Raw genomic sequence first — 20,259 nt, forward strand, 5'->3', positions numbered from 1 at the left:
AGGCCCTCGACGACGACGTCGGGGGCCTCGCGGCATCACCAGGAAGGCACCCCGTGCGCATCACCGGCCTGACCGACGTCATGTTCATCCTCTGCGACCCCGTCGACCACGTCCGGGGGAGCGACCTGCTCAACCGCCGCTTCGCCGCGGCCGGCGACGACGTCGCCGTGTCGCCGCTGCACGTGTCCCCCGACGACCTCGCCGCCGTCGTGGGCACGGTCCGGCGGATGCGCAACGTCGCGGGCTTCGGCGTCACCATCCCGCACAAGGTGGCCGTCGTCGGCCTGCTCGACGACCTCACGGACCGCGCCCGCCTCGTCGGCGCCGTCAACTTCGTGCGCCGCGACGCCGACGGCCGGCTGACCGGCGACAACGTGGACGGGGGTGGCTTCCTCGCCGGCCTGGTCGCGGACGGCGTCACCGTCGAGGACGCCTCGGTGCTCCTGGTGGGCGCCGGCGGGGCCGGTCGTGCGCTCGCCTTCGCGCTGGCCGGCGCGGGGGCGCGCCGCCTGGCGATCCACAACCGGAGCAGGGACACGGCCGAGCGGCTCGCCGAGGCGGTCGTCGCCGCGCACCCGGCGTGCCGGGTGGTGGTCTCCGACGCCGACCCGGCGCAGGCCGACCTCCTGGTCAACGCCACGTCGCTGGGGCTGCGGCCCGACGACCCGCTGCCGGCCGACGTCTCGCGGATGTCGCCCGGGTCGGCGGTCGCCGAGATCGTCATCCAGCCCCGGATGACGCCCCTGCTCGAGGCCGCGGTGGCGCGCGGCCTGCGGGTCTCCTACGGGCAGTCGATGCTCGACGGCCAGTTCGGCCTGGTGCGCTCCTTCGTCTGGCCCGACCGGCTGCCGCCCCGCGCGTCCGCCGCCGACTGAGCGAGCGGCCCCGCGCAGGGGCCGGCGGTCAGGACCAGGAGGTCTCGCCGTGCCGGTCCACGATCCGCCCGGAGGCGTGGCCGGGCCCCTCGGTCGCCAGCGCCACGACGGCGTCCGTGCCCTCGGTGACGGTCTGCGGGCCGCTGTGCGCGTTGAGGTCGGTCGCGGTGTAGCCGGGGTCGGCGGCGTTGATGCGGATGTGGGGGAAGGCCTTGGCGTACTGCGTCGTCAGCATGGTGAGGGCGGCCTTGGAGGCCGTGTAGACCGGTGCGACGGCGTGCGACTCCGGGCGGGACGGGTCGTGGGTGTGCTCGAGGGAGCCCATGCCGCTGCTGACGTTGATGATGACGGGATCGGCGGATCGCGCCAGCAGCGGCAGGAAGGCGGTGGTCGTCCGGACGGCGCCCGCGACGTTCACGTCCATCACGTCGAGGACGTCCGTGCCGCTGAGGTCGGCCGGCTCGACGCCGTGGCTGCCGGCGACGCCGGCGTTGTTGACGAGCACGTCGAGGTGCCCCTCGTGGCTCTCGACGTCGGCGGCGGCGGCGCGGACGGAGTCGTCGTCGGTGACGTCGATCCGGACGAAGCGGACGCCGAGGCCCCGCGCCGCGGCGGCGCCGCGCTCGGGGTCGCGGGCGCCCAGGATGACGGTGTGGCCCAGCTCGACGAGTCGGCGGGCGGTCTCGAGGCCGAGGCCCTTGTTGGCTCCGGTGATGAAGGTGGTGGTCATGCCTCGATCCTGCGGGCTCAGCGAGGCGCTCACCAGGGACGTCACGACGGTAGGAGCGGCAGTACCACCCAGGACCCCCCGGTGACACCCATGGGCGTGCGATCGCGAGGCAGGATGGTCGGGTGACGACCACCAGCGACCTCGGCTCCACGATCCGCGCCTGGCGCGACCGCCTGTCGCCGTCCGCCGCGGGGCTGCCCGCACGGCTCGGGCGGCGGACGACCGGGCTGCGTCGCGAGGAGCTCGCCGAGCTCGCCGGCCTGTCGGTCGACTACGTCGTGCGCCTCGAGCAGGGCCGCGCCACGACGCCGTCCGCCCAGGTGGTCGCCGCCCTGGCCCGCGCCCTGCAGCTCAGCGCCGAGGAGCGCGACCACCTGTTCCGGCTGGCCGCCCTCGCGCCGCCCAGCAGCGGACGCGTCTCCGAGCACCTGTCCCCGAGCGTGCAGCGGCTGGTGTCGCGCCTGGGGGACGCGGCGGTCGCCGTGTTCGCCGCCGACTGGCAGCTGGTCTGGTGGAACCGCAGCTGGGCGGCGGTGCTCGGCGACCCCGCCGGCGTGCCGCTGCCAGTGCGCAACTTCGCCCGGTGCGTCTTCCCCCTGCCGGGAGACGGCGCCGCGGTCGCCCAGTGGCCCGTCGTCGTGCACGACCAGGCGCACACCGAGGCCGCGGTGGCCTCCGACCTGCGTCGCGCCACCGGTCGCTTCCCCGACGATCCGCGGCTCGGCGGTCTGGTGCGCAGCCTGCTCGCCGGCAACGCCCGGTTCGCCGAGCTGTGGGCGGCCGGCACGGTCAGCGCCCACCGCGAGGACCGCAAGGTCGTCCACCACCCCGCCGTCGGCCCCATCGCGGTCGACTGCGACACCGTCACCGACGGGGAGGCCGACCTCAAGATCGTCGTGATGTCCGCGGCCCCCGGGACCGAGGACGAGAGCCGCTTCCGGCTCGCCCTCGTCGTGGGCGTCCCGGACGTCGCGCCCGCGACGCCGGGAGCCTGAGGGGGCGTCCGCCCGCCGACGCTCAGCCCGAGGTCGACCTGGCCAGGAGCTCGCGCACGCCGTTCTCCGTCAGCCGGGCGACGTCGTTGTCGAAGCCGTCGTAGGCCAGGCTGCCGGTCCACGAGATGGCGGCGGTCGACAGCACCGCCCCACCCGCGGGCGTCTCGAAGAACGTCACGTCCGCCCGCACGTCCGGGTTGTTGGTGCCGTTGATGAGCGGGGTCGGCGCGGGGACGTTCTCGTTGGAGGCGAGGTAGTAGGCCGAGTGGGGCTGGGAGGTCGCGACGACCAGCGCGTTGCGTGGGGTGCCCAGGCTGACGTCGGCGCGGTCGATCTCGTCGCCGGCGGCGCCGCCGAGCACGAGGCCGTAGTCACCGATGACGTCGCGATCGACGCCCTCGAACAGGAACGCCACCCGCTCGTCGCGGGAGGCCTCGGTGCGCTCGAAGCCGGGGGTCGCGTCGTCCCAGCCCTGCGCCGCCATGCCGATGCCGACCAGGAGGTTCGGGGCGCGGCCGCGCAGGCGCCACAGGCCGCCCTCCTCGACCGACTGGCTCATGACGGTCTCGCCGGGCTCGCTCTGCCAGGTGCGGATGCCCTGGTGACCGCGCCGCATCTCGACCAGGTGCGGGCGGTCGAGGTCGGCGCTGGTGACCCAGTAGAAGCCGTTGCCGCCGAGGTAGACGATGCTGCCGCCGTCGTCGAGGAGCGCCTGGGCGGCATCGAGCATCCGCTTGCTCCAGTACTCCGGGTGGCTGCCCGTCACCAGGACCCGGTGGCCGGCGAGGGCGTCGAGTCCCTGCTCGTGCAGGGCGTGGTCGGTGGTCACCGAGTGCTCGAGGCCGAGGTGCTCCAGCCAGGTGGGGATGACCAGGTCGGCGGCGAAGTGACGGGGCGCGTCCTGGATGGCGCTGCGGAAGTCCCAGCGCATGTTGAGGATCGGCCGCAGGTGCGAGGAGTAGCAGACCCCCGAGCCGTCGGTGTGGTGGTCGTAGAGCGAGCTGCCGAACTCGCGGTGCGCGTAGATCTGCCTGTCGCGGTCGCTGGGGATGACGTCGCGGTTGGTGAGGACGTCGCCGGAGTAGTCGAACTCCTCGGCCAGGCGCGCGTTGGCGTAGGCCAGGTAGGAGAACGTCGGCAGCAGGAACAGCACGCCGCCGGGCGCCTGCGGGCGGACGACGACGGGCACGTGGTCGACGGAGCCCGAGCCCTCCACCAGCACGGCGTAGACGCCGCTGGCCAGGTCGTCGGGCAGGACGAGCTCGTGGGTGACGGCCCAGCCGCAGTCCTCGAGGTCGTCGCTGTGGAAGTGCGCGGCGCCGTACTGCCCCGGCGCCAGGCGGTGGTCGACCTCCGTCGCGTCCCACCAGCGACCCGTGACGTTGCGGGTGGGGGCGTTGACGAGCAGCCCGTCCTCGGCGCCGTCGGTCGTGCCGCGGAGGATCGTGGTGGCGAAGTCGGTGCCGAGGTCCCAGGCGAGGAGCGCGGCGTGCGGCCGGGGGTCGACCGCGAGGTCGGCCAGCGCGTGGGCGTCGCGGGATCCGGCGAGGACGGTGGGCGAGTCCAGCTTGCCGTCGAAGCAGCCGGTGCCGCGCGGGCTGCCGTCGGGGGCCGTGGTGGTCCCGCCCGCGGCGAGGAGCAGCCGGCGCAGCGGGCCGAGCACGGCCAGGGCGCCGCTCGCCTCGGTGGTGCGCGGCAGGTCGCCCGGCACCAGGCGGTCGAGCGGGCGCACGTGCAGGCGCAGCATGCCGCCGGCCGGGTCGACCGACAGCGCGAGCGTCACCCACTGGCGCAGCTGCAGCGCGGCCTCGGCGACGACCTCGACGACGCCGTCGCCGGTGCGCACACGTCCGGTGAGCATCCCGTCTGCGTCCACGGTGAGCTCGACGGTGCCCTGGTCGCCGGTCAGGGACAGCAGGGTCGACCGGTCGCCGGCGAAGCGGGTGGGCCACGCGTGGACGACGACGGTGAGGCCGTCGGCGACGTCGGCGTCCAGGCCCTCGACGAGGCCGAACGAGCCGACCCCGGTCGGCTGGAGGGACCCGGGGGTCTCCTGCGGCTCGACCGCGGCGACCGGCTCGTGGCGGTGCCGGATGCGCTCGGTGTCACCGTCGGCGCGCGGGCGCACCAGCGAGACGCGCAGCCGCTCCGAGCCCGACGACGCGTGCACGCGCACGGTGTCGCCGGGCGCGTAGTCGAGGCGGTCGCAGTAGGCGAAGGTCTCCTGCTCCGAGGTGCCCACCACCGGTCAGGAGGCCTGGCTGGTCGGGGCGACGACGACCTCGCGGACGCACACGTCCTGCGGCAGCTCGTAGAGACCCACGATGGTCTCCGCGATCGTCGCGGCGTCGAGGCCGCCGCGCAGCCGGGTCTTGGTGGCCTCGTAGGACTCCTTGATGGCGGCGTCGGAGACCGAGACCAGGAGGTCGGTGTCGACGATGCCGGGGGAGACGAGGCTGAAGCGCACGCCGTCGTCGGCGTGCTCGCGCCGCATCGTCTCCGTCATCGCGTTCACGGCGAACTTGGTGCCGCTGTAGACGGCGTGGTTGGCGTAGACGTTGCGCCCGGCGATGGAGGAGATGTTGACGACCGTGCCGCGGCCGGCGGCGACCATGCCCGGCAGCACCAGCTGCGTGGCGGTCAGCAGCGCGAGGCAGTTGACGTCGAAGAGCGTGCGCCACTCCTCGGGGTCCTGGTCCACGACCCGCGACAGCGGCATCACCCCGGCGTTGTTGACCAGCAGGTCGGGGGCGCCGTAGCGCTGCGTCGCCTCGTCGAGCGCGGCGGCCAGCGCGTCGCGGTCGGTCACGTCGACGGACCGGGCGATCGAGTCGGGCACCCCCAGCTCCTCGATCAGCTCGGCGCGGCGGGCCAGGAGGAGGGTCGGGTAGCCCCGGCCGCCGAACGCCTGTGCCGTGGCGGCACCGATCCCGGAGCTGGCTCCGGTGATGACGACGAGCGGGCGGGCCTGGGACATGCGATCTCCTGGGGGACGTGGACCTGGCGGTCCGGATGGGGGTTTCAGAGGCGCGAGGAGTTGCTCGCCCACTTCTCGGGGCGCAGGACGGGTGAGTCGAGGTGTCCGGACTTCTTGATCACCGCGAGGAAGGACTTGAGGTGGCGCTCCATGGCCTCGGCGGCCCGGTCGGGCTCGCGGGCCGCGATGGCCTCGACGATGTCGCGGTGGGCGCCACGCGCGACGCACACGTCGTCGTGGGAGAGGCCGGCCTGGGGGGTGTGCCACGCGGCGATGTTGAGGACGTAGCCCAGCGAGACCCGGTAGAACTCGTTGCCGCACGAGTCGGCGATGAGGTTGTGGAAGGACACGACGCCCTCGACGGTCTCCTGGCCCTCGTCGTCGGTGGCCCGGAACATCGCCTCGATCTGCTCCTGGGTGGCGTGGGTGGCGGCCAGGCTCGCGGCCGCCGACTCGACGCCGAGGCGGAAGTGGAACAGGTCGCCGAGGGTGGCGTCGGACAGCGCGAGGAGGACGGCGATCGACCGGGTGGCCTGCGAGACGTCCGGGCGGCTGACCCGCACGCCGCCGTAGGGGCCGCGGCGGGTGCTGATGAGCCCCTCCGACTCGAGGAGGCGCAGGGCCTCGCGGACCGTGCCGCGGCTGTAGCCGGTGCGCTCGATCAGCTCGCTCTCGTTGGGGAGGTCGCGACCGACGGGCATCTTGGTCACGACGATCTCGTCGCGCAGCTTGTCGGCGAGCACGGCCGATGCCTTCGGCACCTTGGACTTGGGCCACGGGGGCCGCTCGCTCTGGTCGGCCTTGATGAGGTCGCGCCCGGAGAGGTCGTAGTTCATGGGGGGCTCCTGGAGTCTGGATGCCGGGAGGGAGCCGGCGGTCACGAGTCTGCGCCACCGTGGCGCATGCGTCGGATCATCCCTTGCGACAGCCCCAGTGTCTGCAGCACCGCGTCGGTGTCCGCCCCGTGGCGCGGGGGCGCCGACGTGACCGGCAGCGAGGCACCGTCGACGCGCAGGGGCGTGCGCACCTGCGGGACGCCGTCGACCTCGACCACCATCCGCTCGGCGATGACCGGGTCGGCGAACACCTCGGGGAGGGTGTTGACCGGCGCGACCGGCACCTCGGCCGCGGTCAGGACCTCCAGCCAGTGCGCGCGTCCCTGGGCCAGCAGCCGGGCCTCGAGCTCGGCCACGAGCTCGGCCCGGTGCGTCACCCGGGCCCGGTTGTCGACGAACCGCGGGTCCTCGGCGAGCTCGGGGGAGCCCAGTGCCTGCGCGAACCTCAGGAACTGGCGGTCGGTGCCCACCGCGACCGCGAGCGGCTGGTCGGCCGTCTCGAGGGTCTCGTACGGCGCGATGCTGGGGTGCTGGTTGCCGAAGAGCGAGGGCTCCTTGCCGGCCGCGAGCCAGCCCGAGGCCATGTTGGCGAGCATCGACACCTGGGCGTCGAGCAGCGAGATCTCGATGTGGCGCCCCCGGCCGGTGGCCTCGCGCTCGTGCAGCGAGCTCACGATGCCCAGCGCCGCGAACACGCCGGCGAACAGGTCGGTGACCGCGACGCCGACCCGGGTGGGCGTGCCGCCCTTGGCGCCGGTGATCGACATCAGGCCGCCCATGGCCTGGGCGAGGAAGTCGAAGCCCGGCCGTTCGGCGTAGGGGTTGTCGGAGCCGAAGCCGGAGATCGAGGCGGTCACGACGCGCGGGTTGTCCCCGGCGATCGAGTCGCGATCGAGGCCGAAGGCGGCCAGCCGGCCGGGCAGGAAGTTGTCGATGACCACGTCGGCGTGCCGCGCCAGGTGCTGGGCGACCCGCGCCCCGTCGGGGTCGGCCAGGTCGAGGCAGACGCTGCGCTTGTTGTGGTTGACGGCCAGGAAGTACGACGCCGTCACGCCGTCCGGCGCGAACGGCGGCCCCCAGTGGCGGGTCTCGTCGCCGCGCGAGGGCGACTCCACCTTGATCACGTCGGCGCCGAGGTCGGCGAGGTTCATCGTCGCGTAGGGGCCGGCCAGGATGCGGGTGAGGTCGAGGACCCGCACCCCCGTCAGCGGACCCGGCCGGCTCTCGCCGGCGGGCCAGCCCGACAGCGACTCGGCCCCGACCTGGTCGGTCGGCTCCGTCACTGGGCCGCCTTGGCGGCCACCAGGTCGGCCATCCCCGGCTGGGCGAAGTGGCAGGCGACCATGTGCTTCTCGCCGTTCGTCCCCACGTCGCGGAACTCCGGCTTCTCCGTGGCGCAGACGTCCTGCGCCAGCGGGCAGCGGGTGCGGAAGACGCAGCCGCTGGGCGGGTTGAGCGGGCTGGGCACGTCGCCCTGGAGCAGGACGTGCTTGCGGTTGCGCTCGACGTCGGGGTCCGGGATCGGCACCGCCGACATCAGCGCCACCGTGTAGGGGTGCTGCGGGTCGTTGTAGACGGTGTCGCGCGACGCCAGCTCCATCGGCCGGCCGAGGTACATCACCAGGATCCGGTCGGAGATGTGGTGCACGGCCGACAGGTCGTGGGAGATGAAGAGGTAGGACAGGTCGCGCTTGCGCTGCAGCTCCCGGAAGAGGTTCAGCACCTGCGCGCGGATCGACACGTCGAGGGCGGCCGTCGGCTCGTCGCAGATGATCAGGTCCGGCTCGACCGCCAGGGCGCGGGCGATGCCGATGCGCTGGCGCTGCCCGCCGGAGAACTCGTGGGGGTAGCGGTCCAGCGCCGACTCCGGCATGCCGACCAGCCCGAGCAGCTCGGCCACGCGCTCGCGGTGCTGGGCCTTGGGCAGGGTCTCGTGCACGAGCAGGGGCTCGGCGACGATCTGGCCCACGGTCATGCGCATGTTGAGCGAGGACGTCGGGTCCTGGAAGACCATCTGCGTACGCCGCCGGGCGGCGCGCACCTGCCGCGACTTGAGCTTGGTGAGGTCGACGCCGTCGAGCATGATCGAGCCCGACGTCGCCTTCACCAGACCCTGGATCGCCAGGCCGGTGGTGGACTTGCCGCAGCCGGACTCGCCCACCACGCCGACGGTCTCGCCGTGGCCGATGGAGAAGTCCAGGCCGTCCACGGCCTTGACCACGCCGGAGCCGCCGCGGGCGCCGGCCTTGGCGTTGAAGTGCACGGCGAGGTCGCTGACCTCGAGCAGGGCGTCAGTCATGCGGTCCTCGCCTCGTCGGCGGCGACGAAGCACGCCGCCTGGTGTCGGGGGGCCACGTCCACGAGCTCGGGCATCCGGCTCAGGCAGCGGTCCTCGCGCACGCCGCAGCGCGCGTAGAAGGGGCATCCGGGGGGCAGGTCCACCAGGCTCGGCGGGAGCCCCGGGATCGAGACCAGGTCGCCGCGCTCGGGGTCGCGCAGCCGCGGCACCGAGCCCAGCAGCGCCCGGGTGTAGGGGTGGCGGGCGTCGTGGAAGATGTCGCGCACGGGGCCCTGCTCGATGATCGAGCCGGCGTACATCACCGCGACCCGGTCGGCCAGGCCGGCGACCACGCCGAGGTCGTGGGAGACCCACACGATCGAGAGGTCCTGGAACGAGCGGACCAGCTCGAGGATCTGGGCCTGGACGGTGACGTCGAGCGCGGTCGTGGGCTCGTCGGCGATCAGCACCTTGGGCTCGCCGGCCAGGGCCATGGCGATCATCGCCCGCTGGCGCATGCCGCCCGAGAGCTGGTGGGGGTACTGGTCCACCCGCTGCTGGGGGTCCGGCACGCCGACGCGCTCGAGCATCTCGATGGACAGCGCGCGCGCCGCCTTCTTCGACAGGCCGCGGTGGCGGCGTACGCCCTCGCTGATCTGGCGGCCGATGGTGAGGATCGGGTTGAAGGCGCTCAGCGAGTCCTGGAAGACCATCGAGATGTCGCGGCCCAGGACGTCGCGCAGCTCCTTGCGCGACAGCGAGAACAGGTCGACGCCGTCGACGAGCACGCGTCCGCCGGTCGTGCGCGAAGGCGGCGTGGGCAGCAGGCGCAGGGCCGCGAGCAGGGTCGCGGTCTTGCCCGAGCCGGACTCGCCGACGATCGCCAGGCACTCGCCGGGCGCGACCGAGAACCCGACGTGGTTGACCGCCTTGGCGACACCGGCGCTGGTGCGGAACTCGACCTGCAGGTCGTCGACCTCGAAGATCGGCTTCACGCCGAGGGGCGTCTGCGTCGCCGGCTCGGCGCCGGTGGTGAGGGGAGGCGTGGTGCTCATGCGGCGCGCTCACCCGCCCGGCCCAGGAAGGTACGGCGCAGGATGCGGGACATCGCGCCGCCGCCCTTGCCTCGTTGGGTGCGCATCTGGGGGTCGAACCGGTCTCGCATCGCGTCTCCGATGAAGTTGAAGGCGAGCACCATCGACAGGATCGCCAGGCCCGGGAAGAGGCCGAGCCACCAGCTGTCGATGCGGGACTGCGCCTCGCTGACCATGGCGCCCCACTCGGGGGTCGGGGGGACCGCGCCCACGCCGATGAAGCTCAGGCCGGCGGCCAGGAGGATCACCATGCCGAGGTCGACGGTGGCCTTGACCAGGATCGGCTGCAGGCCGAAGGGCAGCACGTGCACCCGGAAGACCCGGGCCCGCGAGCAGCCGATCGACTGCGCCGCGAGGACGTGCAGGTTGTTGCGGATCGAGAGGACCTGGCCGCGCATCAGGCGGGTGTACTCGGGCCAGGTCACGGCCGCGATCGAGATCACCACGTTGGTGGTGCTGGGGCCGAGCGCGGCGGCGATGGCCAGCGCCAGCACGATCGCGGGGAAGGACAGCACGATGTCGCTGATGCGCATGATCACCTCGTCGGCGATCCCGCCCAGGAAGCCGGCGACGGCGCCGATCAGGCAGCCGATGGCGACCGAGACCGCGACCGTGACCAGCGCGATCGGCAGCGACAGCCGGGCGCCGTACATGACCCGGGCGAAGACGTCGCGGCCCAGGTTGTCGGTCCCGAACCAGTGCTCGCCGCCCGGGCCGGCGAGCCGGCCCTGGAGGTCCTGGTCGGTCACCGGGTCGAACGGCGTCCACCACGGGATCGTGATCGCGATGACCACCCAGAGGAGCACGAGGGTGACGCCGATGTTGAACGCCAGCCGGCCGCCGCCTCCGCCGCGGTCGGCCTTGCTCAGCGCGAACGTCGGGGTCACGGGCGCCCCGGACATCGTCTCGCCGGGCCCGGCGAGCGCGACCGGAGAGGTCGGGTCGGTCGCGTCGCCAGGACGCTCCATGTCCGTCATGTCATTCCCCCAGCCGGATGCGTGGATCGAGGGCGGCGTAGACGATGTCCACGACCGCGTTGGTGATGACGTAGACCGCGCCGATGAGCACGGTCACGCCGAGGATGGCCTGGTAGTCGAGGGCCTTCGCCGCGTCGACGGCGTACCGCCCGATCCCGGGCCACGAGAACACCGTCTCGGTGAGCACCGCGCCGGCCAGCAGCCCGCCGATGGCCAGGCCGAGCACGGTCACCGTGGGGATCAGGGCGTTCGGGAGGATGTGGTACTGCAGCAGCGTGCGGGCGGAGACGCCCTTGGACCGTGCGGTGACCAGGTGCGGGGCGCGCAGGACCTCGAGCATCGAGGCGCGGGTCATGCGGGCGAGCAGGCCGAGGAAGAACGAGCCGAGGACGAACGCCGGCAGCAGCAGGTGGCGCATCGCGTCCCACATGGTCCCGAAGTCGCCGGTCACCAGGGCGTCGAAGGTGTAGAGCCCGGTGATGTGGGTCGGCGGCTCGAAGTCGCGGCCGAGCCGGCCCTCGGGGCCGGGCAGCACGTCGAAGCGCAGGTAGAAGACCTGCAGGCCGATGATGCCGAGCCAGAAGACGGGCACGCCGGAGGCCACCAGGGCGATGGTGCGGACCACGAGGTCGGGCCACTTGTTGTGGTAGAACGCCGCGACCGAGCCGAGCACGAGGCCCAGGACGCCGGCCACGACGATGGCGGCGAGCGCCAGCTCGACGGTGGCCGGGAAGAACTCCAGCAGGTCGTCGGCCACGCCGCGCCGGGTCAGCGTCGACTGGCCCATGTCGCCGGTGACGAGGTGCTGGAGGTAGACCCAGAAGCGCTCGTAGATCGGCGCGTCGAGCCCCCACTCCTTCTCGTAGGCCGCGCGGGCGACCGGGTCGCTGCCGCCGACGTCGCCGAGGAGCCGCGCGAGCGGGTCACCGGGCAGGTAGTTCGCCAGCACGAAGGCCACCACCAGCAGGCCCAGCAGCGTCGGCAGGGCGAGGAGCAGGCGGCGTGCCGCGAACCGTACGAGTCCCACGTGCGTTGTCCTCCGACAGCCATAGAATTTGTAGATTGATTATCCTATAGTGAAGTGACCCAGACCATAAGTCAACGACCTGGTCCCGTGCCCGACCCCGAGTCGCGGCCCGGTCGCCGGCCACCCAGGAGGTCCCGTGCGGCACCCCGACACCACCCCAGCACCGACGCCGGAGCAGCTGTCGCTGCTGGCCGACCGGGCCATGTTCATCCGCTCGGAGACGGTACGCCTCGCCGCGATCGCGGGCGCCGGCCACTACACCTCGGTCTTCTCGATCGCGGAGATCCTGGCGACGCTCTACTACGGGCGGCTGCGACTGACCCCGGGCGAGCCGCGCGACCCCGACCGCGACCGGGTGGTGCTGAGCAAGGGGCACGCGGCCATCGGGCTGTACCCCGTCCTCGCCGACCTCGGCTTCTTCGAGCCGTCCGCGCTGGACACCTACACGCGCCTCGGCTCGCCGTTCGGCGACCACCCCGACATGAAGAAGGTGCCGGGCATCGACTTCAGCTCCGGCTCGCTGGGGCACGGCCTCTCGATCGGGGTCGGCATGGCGCTGGGCGCCCGCCTCGGCGGCCGCGACTACCGGACCTACGTGCTCCTCGGGGACGCCGAGCTCAACGAGGGCCAGGTGTGGGAGGCCGCGATGAGCGCGGCCCACTTCGGCCTGGGCAACCTGGTCGCCGTCGTCGACAACAACCAGCTCGGCATCGACGGGATGACCCGCGACACGATGCCGGTCGAGCCGCTGCGGGAGCGCTTCGAGAGCTTCGGCTGGCGGGTGCAGCGCGTCGACGGGCACGACCTGGGCGCCCTGCTCGCGGCGTACGACGCGCTGCCGGACGCCGCCGACCGCGTGCCGCAGGTGATCGTCGCCGACACCGTGAAGGGCCGGGGCGTGCGCGCCATGGAGTACAGCCCCGACTGGCACGTCGGCAACCTGGTCGGCGAGGACTACGACGACGTGCTGGCCGAGATCGCGGCCGGTCTGCGACCCCTGGAGGCACGCGCATGAGCGAGGACACCACCACCCTGCCCGAGGGCGCGGCGCCCGACGCGGCCGTCGACGACGAGGCGCAGGAGCAGTCCGACATCTTCAACGGCACCGGGCGGACCGGGCTGCGCAACGCCCGCTCCTCCGACGGCAACGACACCCGCGCGATCCCGGCCTTCGTGTTCGGCGAGGAGCTCGCCGACCTGGCCGACGTCGACCCGCGCGTCGTCGTGCTGACCGCCGACCTGGCCCGCGCCAACCGCGCCGTCGACTTCGCCGAGCGTCACCCCGACCGGTTCTTCAACGTCGGGATCGCCGAGAAGAACATGATCACCGTGGCCGCCGGCCTCGCCTCGTGCGGCTACGTGCCGTTCGCGGCGACGTTCGCGTCGTTCGCCGCCCTGCTGGGCTGCGAGCAGATCCGCACCGACTGCGCCTACCCGCAGATGCCCGTGCGCGTCGTCGGCCACCACTCCGGGGTGTCGATGGGCTTCTACGGCACCAGCCACCACAGCCCCGAGGACCTCGGGATCATGCGGACCATCGCCGACCTCACCGTCGTCTGCGCCACCGACGCCAACCACCTGCGCGCCCTGTTGCGCGCGAGCCTCGACCACCCGGGTGCGATGTACCTGCGCCTGGGCCGGGGTCGCGACCGCGACGTCTACGACGAGGTGCCCGACCTGACGATCGGCAAGGCGATCACGGTGCGCCCCGGCGACGACCTCACGATCATCTCGACCGGCACCGAGGTGGAGCCGTCGCTGCGCGCCGCCGAGGCGCTGGCCGAGTCGGGGCACAGCGTCGGTGTGATCGACATGTTCACCGTCAGCCCGCTCGACACCGAGGCCGTGCTCAGCGCGGCCGCCCGCACCGGCGCCGTGCTCACCGTGGAGGAGGCCAACGTGACCAACGGCCTCGGCACCGCGGTCGCCGAGTGCCTCTTCCAGTCCGGGACGGGTCAGCCCGTCCGCTTCCGCAAGGTCGGCATCCCCGATGCCTACGTGCCCGTCGGGCCACCGGCCGCGCTCTACGCCCACTACGGGCTGGACGCCGCCGGCATCACGAAGACCGCCAAGGAGATGCTCGTATGACCACGACCCAGTCCACCACCAGCACCGACCAGGCGCTGCGCGCCCGGGCCCGCGGCGTCATCCCGGGCGGCATGTACGGCCACATGTCCATGGGGCCGATGCCGCCGTCGTACCCGCAGTTCATGGCGCGGGGCGAGGGCGCGCGGCTGTGGGACGTCGACGGCCGCGAGTACGTCGACCTCATGTGCGGCTGGGGGACCATCGTCCTCGGGCGCCAGCACCAGGAGGTGGACGCCGCCGTCGCCGCCCAGCTCGGCAACGGCGACTGCCTCAACGGCCCCGGCCCCGTCATGGTCGACCTGGCCGAGCTGCTCGTCGAGACCATCCCCAGCGCGGACTGGTCGATGTTCGCCAAGAACGGCACCGACGCCACCACCATGTCGGTGACGATCGCCCGTGCGGCGACCGGTCGCCGCCGCGTGCTCATGGCCAACGGCGCCTACCACGGTGCCGCGCCCTGGTGCACCCCCGGACCGTCCGGCGTCCTGCCCGAGGACCGCGCGTTCATCGACAAGTTCGACTACAACGACGTGGAGTCGCTGCGCGCCGCGGTGGCCGCGGCCGGCGACGACCTCGCCGCGATCATCGTCTCGCCGGTGCGCCAGGACAACCGTCGCGACCAGGAGCTGGCGCTGCCGGAGTTCGCCCGCGAGGTGCGCGAGCTGGCGACGTCCTCCGGCGCGGTGCTGATCCTCGACGACGTGCGCTGCGGCTTCCGCCTCGACGTCCGCGGCAGCTGGGAGCCGCTCGGGATCCGTCCCGACCTGACCGCGTGGTCGAAGGCCATCGCCAACGGCCACCCGCTCGCCGCGGTGACCGGCATCGACAGCCTCGCCGAGGCGGCCTCCTCGATCTACACGACCGGGTCCTTCTGGTTCGCCCCGACCGCGATGGCGGCCGCCATCACGACCGTCACGCTGCTGCGCGACACCGACGCGATGGCCCACACGCACCGGATGGCGCAGCTGATGCGCGACGGCATCGAGGAGCAGGCTCGTCGTCACGGCCTCGAGATCCGTCAGTCCGGCCCGGCCGCGATGCCGCTGGTGCTCTTCGAGGGCGACACCGACCTGTCGACGGTGGCCTCCTGGGCCGACGAGTGCGTCAGTCGCGGGGTCTACCTGCACCCCTGGCACAACTGGTTCTACACCGCCGCGCACCAGCCCGAGGACATCGCCTGGGCGCTCGAGCGCACCGACGACGCCTTCGCGGCCGTCGCCGCACGCCGTACGGCCTAGGCACGCAGGAGAGACGACGAGGGGCGGCCCCGCACGGTGGGACCGTCCCTCTCGTCGTCCGCACGGCTGCAGGTTTTTCAGCAGATGCTGAAAAACCTGAGGTTCTGGGCTGAAGTTTCGGCCCAGAAGCGACAGCAAATGCCCAGAAGGTGCCTCCGCCGCGCGTCATACGGCTTGGTCCCGACGGAGACGACGAGGGGCGGCACCCGCAGGGCGGGACCGCCCCTCTCGTCGTCTCCGGTCCGCGGCCCGGGGGCCGCACGGGGGTTCAGCCCAGGGGGCGGAGCCCGGTGACGACGGCCTTGGAGTGGAGGTAGCCCTCGAGTGCCTCGGTGCCGTTCTCGGCACCGATCCCGGACTCCTTGATCCCGCCGAAGGGGATCTGCGCGCCGCTGACGGCGACGGTGTTGACGCCCACGATGCCGACCTCCAGCAGCTCGGCGGCGCGGGTGGCGATCGTGAGGTCGTCGGAGAAGACGTAGCCCGCGAGCCCGTACGGCGTGCCGTTGGCGCGCTCGATCGCCTCGTCGAACGTCGAGAACGTCGCCACGGGCGCGATCGGGCCGAACGGCTCGGTCTGCATGATCGCGGCGCTCTCCGGCACCCCGCTCAGCACGGTGGGGGAGTAGAAGTAGCCGGCCGTGTCGGCGAGCGGGCTTCCTCCGGTGCGCACCTGCGCCCCCTGGCGCACGGCGTCCTCGACGAGCTCGCCGGCACGGGCCAGCCCGCGGGCGCTGGCCAGCGGCCCCACGTCGGTGCCGTCGGCCAGGCCGGAGCCCACGGTCAGCGCCGCGGTGGCGGCCGTGAAGGACTCGAGGAACGCCTCGGCGACGGTGTCCTGGACGTAGAAGCGGGTGGCCGCGATGCAGACCTGCCCGGCGTTGCGGAACTTTCCCGCGGCGCAGAGCCGGCCGGCGAGCTCGGGGTCGGCGTCGCCGAACACCAGGACCGGGGCGTGCCCGCCCAGCTCCATCGACACGTTCTTCACGCCCTGGGCGGCCAGGCCCAGCAGGTGCTTGCCCACCGGGACCGAGCCGGTCAGGCTCACCTTGCGGATCACCGACGAGCCGATCAGGTGCTCGCTGATGGTGGCGGGGTCGCCGGTCACGACGTTGAGGACCCCCGGCGGCAGGCCGGCGTCGGTGAGCGCCTGCGCCATGGCCAGCGCGGCGCCGGGCGCCTCCTCGGCGGGCTTGAGCACGACCGAGCAGCCGGCGGCCAGCGCCGGGGCGACCTTGCGGGCGGCCAGGAGGACCGGGAAGTTCCAGGGCGTGAACGCCGCCACGGGGCCGATCGGCTGCCGCAGCACCTGCATCCGCTGGTCGGGGTTGCGCGAGGACACGGTGCGCCCGTAGATGCGGCGGGCCTCGTCGGCGAACCAGTCGAGCTGCTCGACGGTGGATCCGAGCTCGGCACGCGCCTCGGCGAGGGGCTTGCCCTGCTCGCGGGTCAGCATCGTGGCGATCTCGTCGGTGCGCTCCTCGAGAAGCGCGGCCGCGCGGCGAAGGACGCCGCTGCGCTCCCACGGGGTCGTCGCCTTCCACGCCTCCCAGCCCGACGCCGAGGACGCGAGCGCCCGGTCCAGGTCGGCGGCGCTCGCGCGCGGCGTGGTCGCGATGACCTGACCGGTCGCCGGGTCCTCGATGTCGACGACCGCGCCGTCGGAGGCGGCGACCTGCTCGCCGTCGATGAGCATGGCGTGCACGTGGGTCATGGGGCGCTCCGCGGGTCGGTGGGGTGGGTGGGTCAGGGGATCAGGACGGGGGCGTCGCGCACGAAGCGCTCGAGCTGGTCCCAGTCCTCCAGGAGGCCGTCCGAGCCGAGGCCGGAGGCCACCAGCGCGGCGGCGCCCGACGCGCGGCGCAGCGAGTCCTCGACCGAGTCGCCGCGGACGGTGCTGAGCAGGAACGTCGCGCAGAACGAGTCGCCGCAGCCGGTGGTGTCGACGACCTCGACGCGGAACGCCGGCTGGTGCACGACCCGGTCGGCGTCGCGGTAGACGGCGCCGTGCTCGCCGCAGGTGACGACGACGGCGCGCGGCCCGTGCTCGAGGAGCCGGCCCGCGACCTCCTCGGGGGTGCCGTCCCCGACCAGGCCGACGGCCTGCTCGAGGTTGGGCATGAAGTAGTCGGCGCCCGGCAGGAGCTCGAGCAGGTCGGCCTCCAGCCACTGCGCGGAGGACTGGAAGTCCAGGGAGACGACGGCGCCGGACGCCCGCGCCGCGCGCATGACCTCCAGCGACCGGGGCCGGTCCAGGGCGCTCATCGCGTCCAGGCCGCCGATGTGCACGCCGGCGAAGCCGTCGAGGTCCGGCGGGCCGAGGTCGTCCCAGGTCGCGATCCCGTTGGCGCCCTTGACGTGCAGCGCCGGCCGGTCGCCGTTGGGTCGCACCAGCAGGATCGAGGCGGACGTCTGCACGCCGTCCAGGTGCACGACGCCGGCGGTGTCGATGCCGTGCCCCCGCAGGCTGCTGAGGAGGAAGGCGCCGATCTCGTCGTTGCCCACGGCGCCGAACGTCGACACGTCGGCCCCCAGCAGCGCGAGGTCGACGGCCACGCCCGCGGCGGTGCCGGCCGGGGCGACGCGGATCTCCTGCAGCCGCAGGCTGTTCTGCCCGCTGGGCAGGTGGTCGACCGGCGCGCCCAGGGTGTCGAGGATGTGCACGCCGACGGTGGCGATCCTCGGCCGGGCGGAGCCGGGGGCTGTGTCGGTGGTCAGGGGCTCGGTCATCGGGTCCTTCACAGTCGGTAGCCGGTCTGCTGGGCGCTGCGTGCGACGTCCTCGAGCTCGGCCATGGTGAGCTCGGCCGGCTCGCCGAGCACGGCGGCCCGGCAGTAGAGCTGGCAGAGCCACTCGAGCTTCTCGGCGTTCTGGGTGGCCTCCTCGAGGTCCCCTCCGTAGGCCACCGCGCCGTGGTTGCGCATCAGGGCGCCGCGGCGCTCGCGCAGCGCCTCCGACACGTGCGCGGCGAGCTCGGGGCTCCCGAACGTCGCGTACGGCGCCACGCGGACGGGCCCGCCGAGGGCGCGGATCGCGTAGTGGACGCTGGGCAGCGTGTCGCGCACCAGGCCGAGCGCGGTGGCCCAGGGAGCGTGGGTGTGCACGACCGCCCGGGCGTCCTCCGAGCCGCGGTAGACCGCGAGGTGGAGGGGGGCCTCGGACGACGGCGGGAGCGGCGCGTCGAGCACCGCGCCGTCGTGGAGGTCGAGAGTGGCGAGCTGATCGGGCAGCATCTGCTCGTAGTCGACACCGGAGGGCGTGATGAGGACTCGGTCGCCCACGCGGGCGCTGACGTTGCCGGACGTGCCGGTGACCAGCCCCGAGCGCAGCATCCGCCGGGAGACGTCGACGACCTGGCGGCGTACCTCGTGCTCCGACGTGGCGTGCATCACGGCCTTTCCAGAGGGTCGACGTACCGTGGGTGATTAAGTATATTAAACCTCACTTAGTCGAAGATGTTCAAGGAGAACGCCGTGGACGCCCAGCACGACTTGCTCGATGTTGACCACCTGCTCGATGACGAGGAGCGTGCGATCCGCGACACTGCCCGACTCTTCGCGCAGAAGCGCCTCGCCCCCCAAGTCGCCGAGTGGTTCGAGTCCGGCACGCTGCCGGCGCGCGAGATCGCTCGCGAGATGGGGGAGGCAGGCCTGCTCGGCATGCACCTCGAAGGGTACGGCTGCGCCGGCGTCTCGTCGCTGGCCTACGGCCTGGCCAGCGCGGAGCTGGAGGCGGTCGACAGCGGGCTGCGCTCGCTGTTCTCCGTGCAGGGCTCCCTGGCGATGTACTCGATCCACGCCAACGGCTCGGAGGAGCAGCGCCAGCAGTGGCTGCCGGGCATGGCGGCCGGCACCTACGTCGGCGCGTTCGGCCTGACCGAGCCCGACCACGGCTCCAACCCCAAGGGCATGCGCACCAAGGCCCGCCAGGACGGCAGCGATTGGGTCCTCAACGGCTCGAAGATGTGGATCACGAACGGCAGCATCGCCGACGTCGTGATCATCTGGGCCCAGACCGAGGAGGGCGTGCGCGGCTTCGTCGTGCCGACGGACACCCCCGGCTTCTCGGCCCGCGACATCAAGCAGAAGATGTCGATGCGCGCCTCGGTCACCAGCGAGCTCGCCCTCGAGGACGTGCGCCTCCCGCACGACGCCATGCTGCCCGGCGCCCGCGGCCTCAGCGGCCCACTCGGCGCGCTGAACGAGGCGCGCTTCGGCATCCTGTTCGGCACCACCGGCGCCGCGCGCTCCTGCGTCGAGACCGCGATCGAGTACGCCAAGACGCGCGTGCAGTTCGACCGGCCCATCGCCGCCTTCCAGCTCACCCAGCAGAAGCTGGCCGACATGAGCCTCGAGCACGGCAAGGCGCTGCTGCTCGCGGTGCACCTCGGCCGCCTCAAGGAGGCCGGCAGGCTCACGCACGCCCAGGTCAGCGCGGGCAAGCTCAACAACACCCGGGTCGCCCTCGACATCGCCCGGACCGCGCGCACCGTGCTGGGCGCCAACGGCGTCTCCGGCGAGTACCCCGTGATGCGCCACGCCAACAACCTCGAGTCGGTCCTGACCTACGAGGGGACGGCCGAGATCCACACCCTCACCATCGGGCGGGCCCTCACCGGCATCTCCGCCTTCGAGTGACCCACCCCCTCCCCCGCGACTGAAGGAGCAACCGCACGTGAAGATCGGCGTCCCGAAGGAAGTCAAGAACCACGAGTACCGGGTGGCGATCACGCCGATCGGTGTGCACGAGCTGACCGCGCACGGTCACCAGGTCTTCGTCCAGGCCGGTGCGGGAGTGGGCTCCTCGATCGCCGACGAGGAGTACGTCGCGGCGGGGGCCACGATCGTCGCCGACGCGGACGCCGCGTGGGGCACCGACGGGTCGATCGACCTGGTGCTGAAGGTCAAGGAGCCGGTCGCGGAGGAGTACCACCGCATGCGGGAGGGCCTGACGCTGTTCACCTACCTGCACCTCGCGGCGGACAAGGCGTTGACGCAGGAGCTGGTGGCTCGCAAGGTCACGGCGATCGCCTACGAGACGGTGCAGCTGCCCTCGGGTGGGCTGCCGTTGCTGTACCCGATGTCGGAGGTCGCGGGGTGTCTGGCGCCGCAGGTCGGTGCGCACTCGCTGTTGAAGGCCCAGGG

The 20,259-nt window shown here is 72.9% G+C and carries 19 protein-coding genes; 7 read left to right on the top strand and 12 right to left on the bottom strand.

The features are described 5' to 3' along the window. Positions 1 to 53 precede the first annotated feature (53 nt). Positions 54 to 875: a shikimate dehydrogenase gene (locus IRQ30_RS13090; protein ID WP_193613276.1), complete on the top strand. Its 822-nt coding sequence runs from the start codon at positions 54 to 56 to the stop codon at positions 873 to 875. A gap of 28 nt (positions 876 to 903) precedes the next feature. Here IRQ30_RS13090 and IRQ30_RS13095 read toward each other — a convergent pair whose 3' ends face one another. Further along, complete coding sequence (locus tag IRQ30_RS13095) at positions 904 to 1,605, bottom strand: SDR family NAD(P)-dependent oxidoreductase (protein WP_193613278.1); 702 nt, start codon at positions 1,603 to 1,605, stop codon at positions 904 to 906. A gap of 122 nt (positions 1,606 to 1,727) precedes the next feature. Between IRQ30_RS13095 and IRQ30_RS24215 the strand changes: the two genes are divergently transcribed. Then, positions 1,728 to 2,600 carry an MmyB family transcriptional regulator gene (locus tag IRQ30_RS24215; RefSeq protein ID WP_193613280.1) on the top strand — a complete coding sequence of 291 codons (873 nt, stop codon included), beginning with the start codon at positions 1,728 to 1,730 and terminating at the stop codon, positions 2,598 to 2,600. Positions 2,601 to 2,622: 22 nt separating this feature from the next. Here IRQ30_RS24215 and IRQ30_RS13105 read toward each other — a convergent pair whose 3' ends face one another. The 8 genes from IRQ30_RS13105 to IRQ30_RS13140 are packed head-to-tail and all read right to left on the bottom strand — an operon-like array spanning position 2,623 to position 11,789. Then, positions 2,623 to 4,845 carry a N,N-dimethylformamidase beta subunit family domain-containing protein gene (locus IRQ30_RS13105; protein WP_193613282.1) on the bottom strand — a complete coding sequence of 741 codons (2,223 nt, stop codon included), beginning with the start codon at positions 4,843 to 4,845 and terminating at the stop codon, positions 2,623 to 2,625. A 3-nt stretch (positions 4,846 to 4,848) separates the two neighbouring features. After that, a complete protein-coding gene (locus tag IRQ30_RS13110) occupies positions 4,849 to 5,577 on the bottom strand; it encodes an SDR family oxidoreductase (protein ID WP_193608006.1) in 729 nt (242 codons plus the stop codon). Between the two features lie 44 nt (positions 5,578 to 5,621). Beyond that, positions 5,622 to 6,413: a FadR/GntR family transcriptional regulator gene (locus IRQ30_RS13115; protein WP_193608005.1), complete on the bottom strand. Its 792-nt coding sequence runs from the start codon at positions 6,411 to 6,413 to the stop codon at positions 5,622 to 5,624. A gap of 41 nt (positions 6,414 to 6,454) precedes the next feature. Continuing rightward, positions 6,455 to 7,696, bottom strand: coding sequence for a CaiB/BaiF CoA transferase family protein (locus tag IRQ30_RS13120; RefSeq protein ID WP_338087799.1), 1,242 nt, complete (start codon positions 7,694 to 7,696; stop codon positions 6,455 to 6,457). Continuing rightward, positions 7,693 to 8,712, bottom strand: coding sequence for an ABC transporter ATP-binding protein (locus IRQ30_RS13125; RefSeq protein ID WP_193608004.1), 1,020 nt, complete (start codon positions 8,710 to 8,712; stop codon positions 7,693 to 7,695). The genes IRQ30_RS13120 and IRQ30_RS13125 overlap by 4 nt, the downstream gene beginning before the upstream one ends. Further along, positions 8,709 to 9,746, bottom strand: a complete 1,038-nt coding sequence (locus tag IRQ30_RS13130) for an ABC transporter ATP-binding protein (RefSeq protein ID WP_193613283.1) — start codon at positions 9,744 to 9,746, stop codon at positions 8,709 to 8,711. Before IRQ30_RS13130 ends, IRQ30_RS13125 begins: the two co-directional genes overlap by 4 nt. Then, positions 9,743 to 10,762: an ABC transporter permease gene (locus tag IRQ30_RS13135; protein ID WP_227467522.1), complete on the bottom strand. Its 1,020-nt coding sequence runs from the start codon at positions 10,760 to 10,762 to the stop codon at positions 9,743 to 9,745. The genes IRQ30_RS13130 and IRQ30_RS13135 overlap by 4 nt, the downstream gene beginning before the upstream one ends. Before the next feature lies 1 nt (position 10,763). Beyond that, a complete protein-coding gene (locus tag IRQ30_RS13140) occupies positions 10,764 to 11,789 on the bottom strand; it encodes an ABC transporter permease subunit (RefSeq protein WP_193613285.1) in 1,026 nt (341 codons plus the stop codon). Between the two features lie 136 nt (positions 11,790 to 11,925). Between IRQ30_RS13140 and IRQ30_RS13145 the strand changes: the two genes are divergently transcribed. From IRQ30_RS13145 to IRQ30_RS13155, 3 genes are read left to right on the top strand one after another with little or no spacing between them, the layout of a single operon-like run. Further along, positions 11,926 to 12,804, top strand: coding sequence for a transketolase (locus tag IRQ30_RS13145; protein WP_338089693.1), 879 nt, complete (start codon positions 11,926 to 11,928; stop codon positions 12,802 to 12,804). After that, on the top strand, positions 12,801 to 13,877 hold the full coding sequence (locus tag IRQ30_RS13150; RefSeq protein ID WP_193613287.1) for a transketolase family protein: 1,077 nt from the start codon (positions 12,801 to 12,803) through the stop codon (positions 13,875 to 13,877). The genes IRQ30_RS13145 and IRQ30_RS13150 overlap by 4 nt, the downstream gene beginning before the upstream one ends. Then, on the top strand, positions 13,874 to 15,115 hold the full coding sequence (locus tag IRQ30_RS13155) for an aminotransferase class III-fold pyridoxal phosphate-dependent enzyme (protein ID WP_193608000.1): 1,242 nt from the start codon (positions 13,874 to 13,876) through the stop codon (positions 15,113 to 15,115). Before IRQ30_RS13150 ends, IRQ30_RS13155 begins: the two co-directional genes overlap by 4 nt. A gap of 268 nt (positions 15,116 to 15,383) precedes the next feature. Here IRQ30_RS13155 and IRQ30_RS13160 read toward each other — a convergent pair whose 3' ends face one another. The 3 genes from IRQ30_RS13160 to IRQ30_RS13170 are packed head-to-tail and all read right to left on the bottom strand — an operon-like array spanning position 15,384 to position 18,504. Continuing rightward, the gene (locus IRQ30_RS13160; protein WP_193613289.1) at positions 15,384 to 16,829 is read right to left on the bottom strand and encodes an NAD-dependent succinate-semialdehyde dehydrogenase; all 1,446 of its coding nucleotides are present in this window, start codon (positions 16,827 to 16,829) and stop codon (positions 15,384 to 15,386) included. Between the two features lie 32 nt (positions 16,830 to 16,861). Next, entirely contained in the window at positions 16,862 to 17,845 is a 984-nt protein-coding gene (locus IRQ30_RS13165; protein WP_193613291.1) for a carbohydrate kinase family protein, read from the bottom strand. Between the two features lie 8 nt (positions 17,846 to 17,853). After that, positions 17,854 to 18,504, bottom strand: coding sequence for a class II aldolase/adducin family protein (locus IRQ30_RS13170; protein WP_193613293.1), 651 nt, complete (start codon positions 18,502 to 18,504; stop codon positions 17,854 to 17,856). A gap of 84 nt (positions 18,505 to 18,588) precedes the next feature. Between IRQ30_RS13170 and IRQ30_RS13175 the strand changes: the two genes are divergently transcribed. Both IRQ30_RS13175 and IRQ30_RS13180 read left to right on the top strand, forming a co-directional pair. Further along, positions 18,589 to 19,752 (top strand): acyl-CoA dehydrogenase family protein, encoded by a 1,164-nt coding sequence (locus tag IRQ30_RS13175; RefSeq protein WP_338089694.1) that lies wholly within the window; start codon positions 18,589 to 18,591, stop codon positions 19,750 to 19,752. 37 nt (positions 19,753 to 19,789) lie between these two features. Next, on the top strand, positions 19,790 to 20,259 hold a 470-nt coding region (locus tag IRQ30_RS13180), incomplete at its 3' end, for an alanine dehydrogenase (protein WP_420827606.1).

Source organism: Nocardioides lijunqiniae (assembly GCF_015024225.1).
Taxonomy (GTDB): Bacteria; Actinomycetota; Actinomycetes; order Propionibacteriales; family Nocardioidaceae; genus Nocardioides; species Nocardioides lijunqiniae.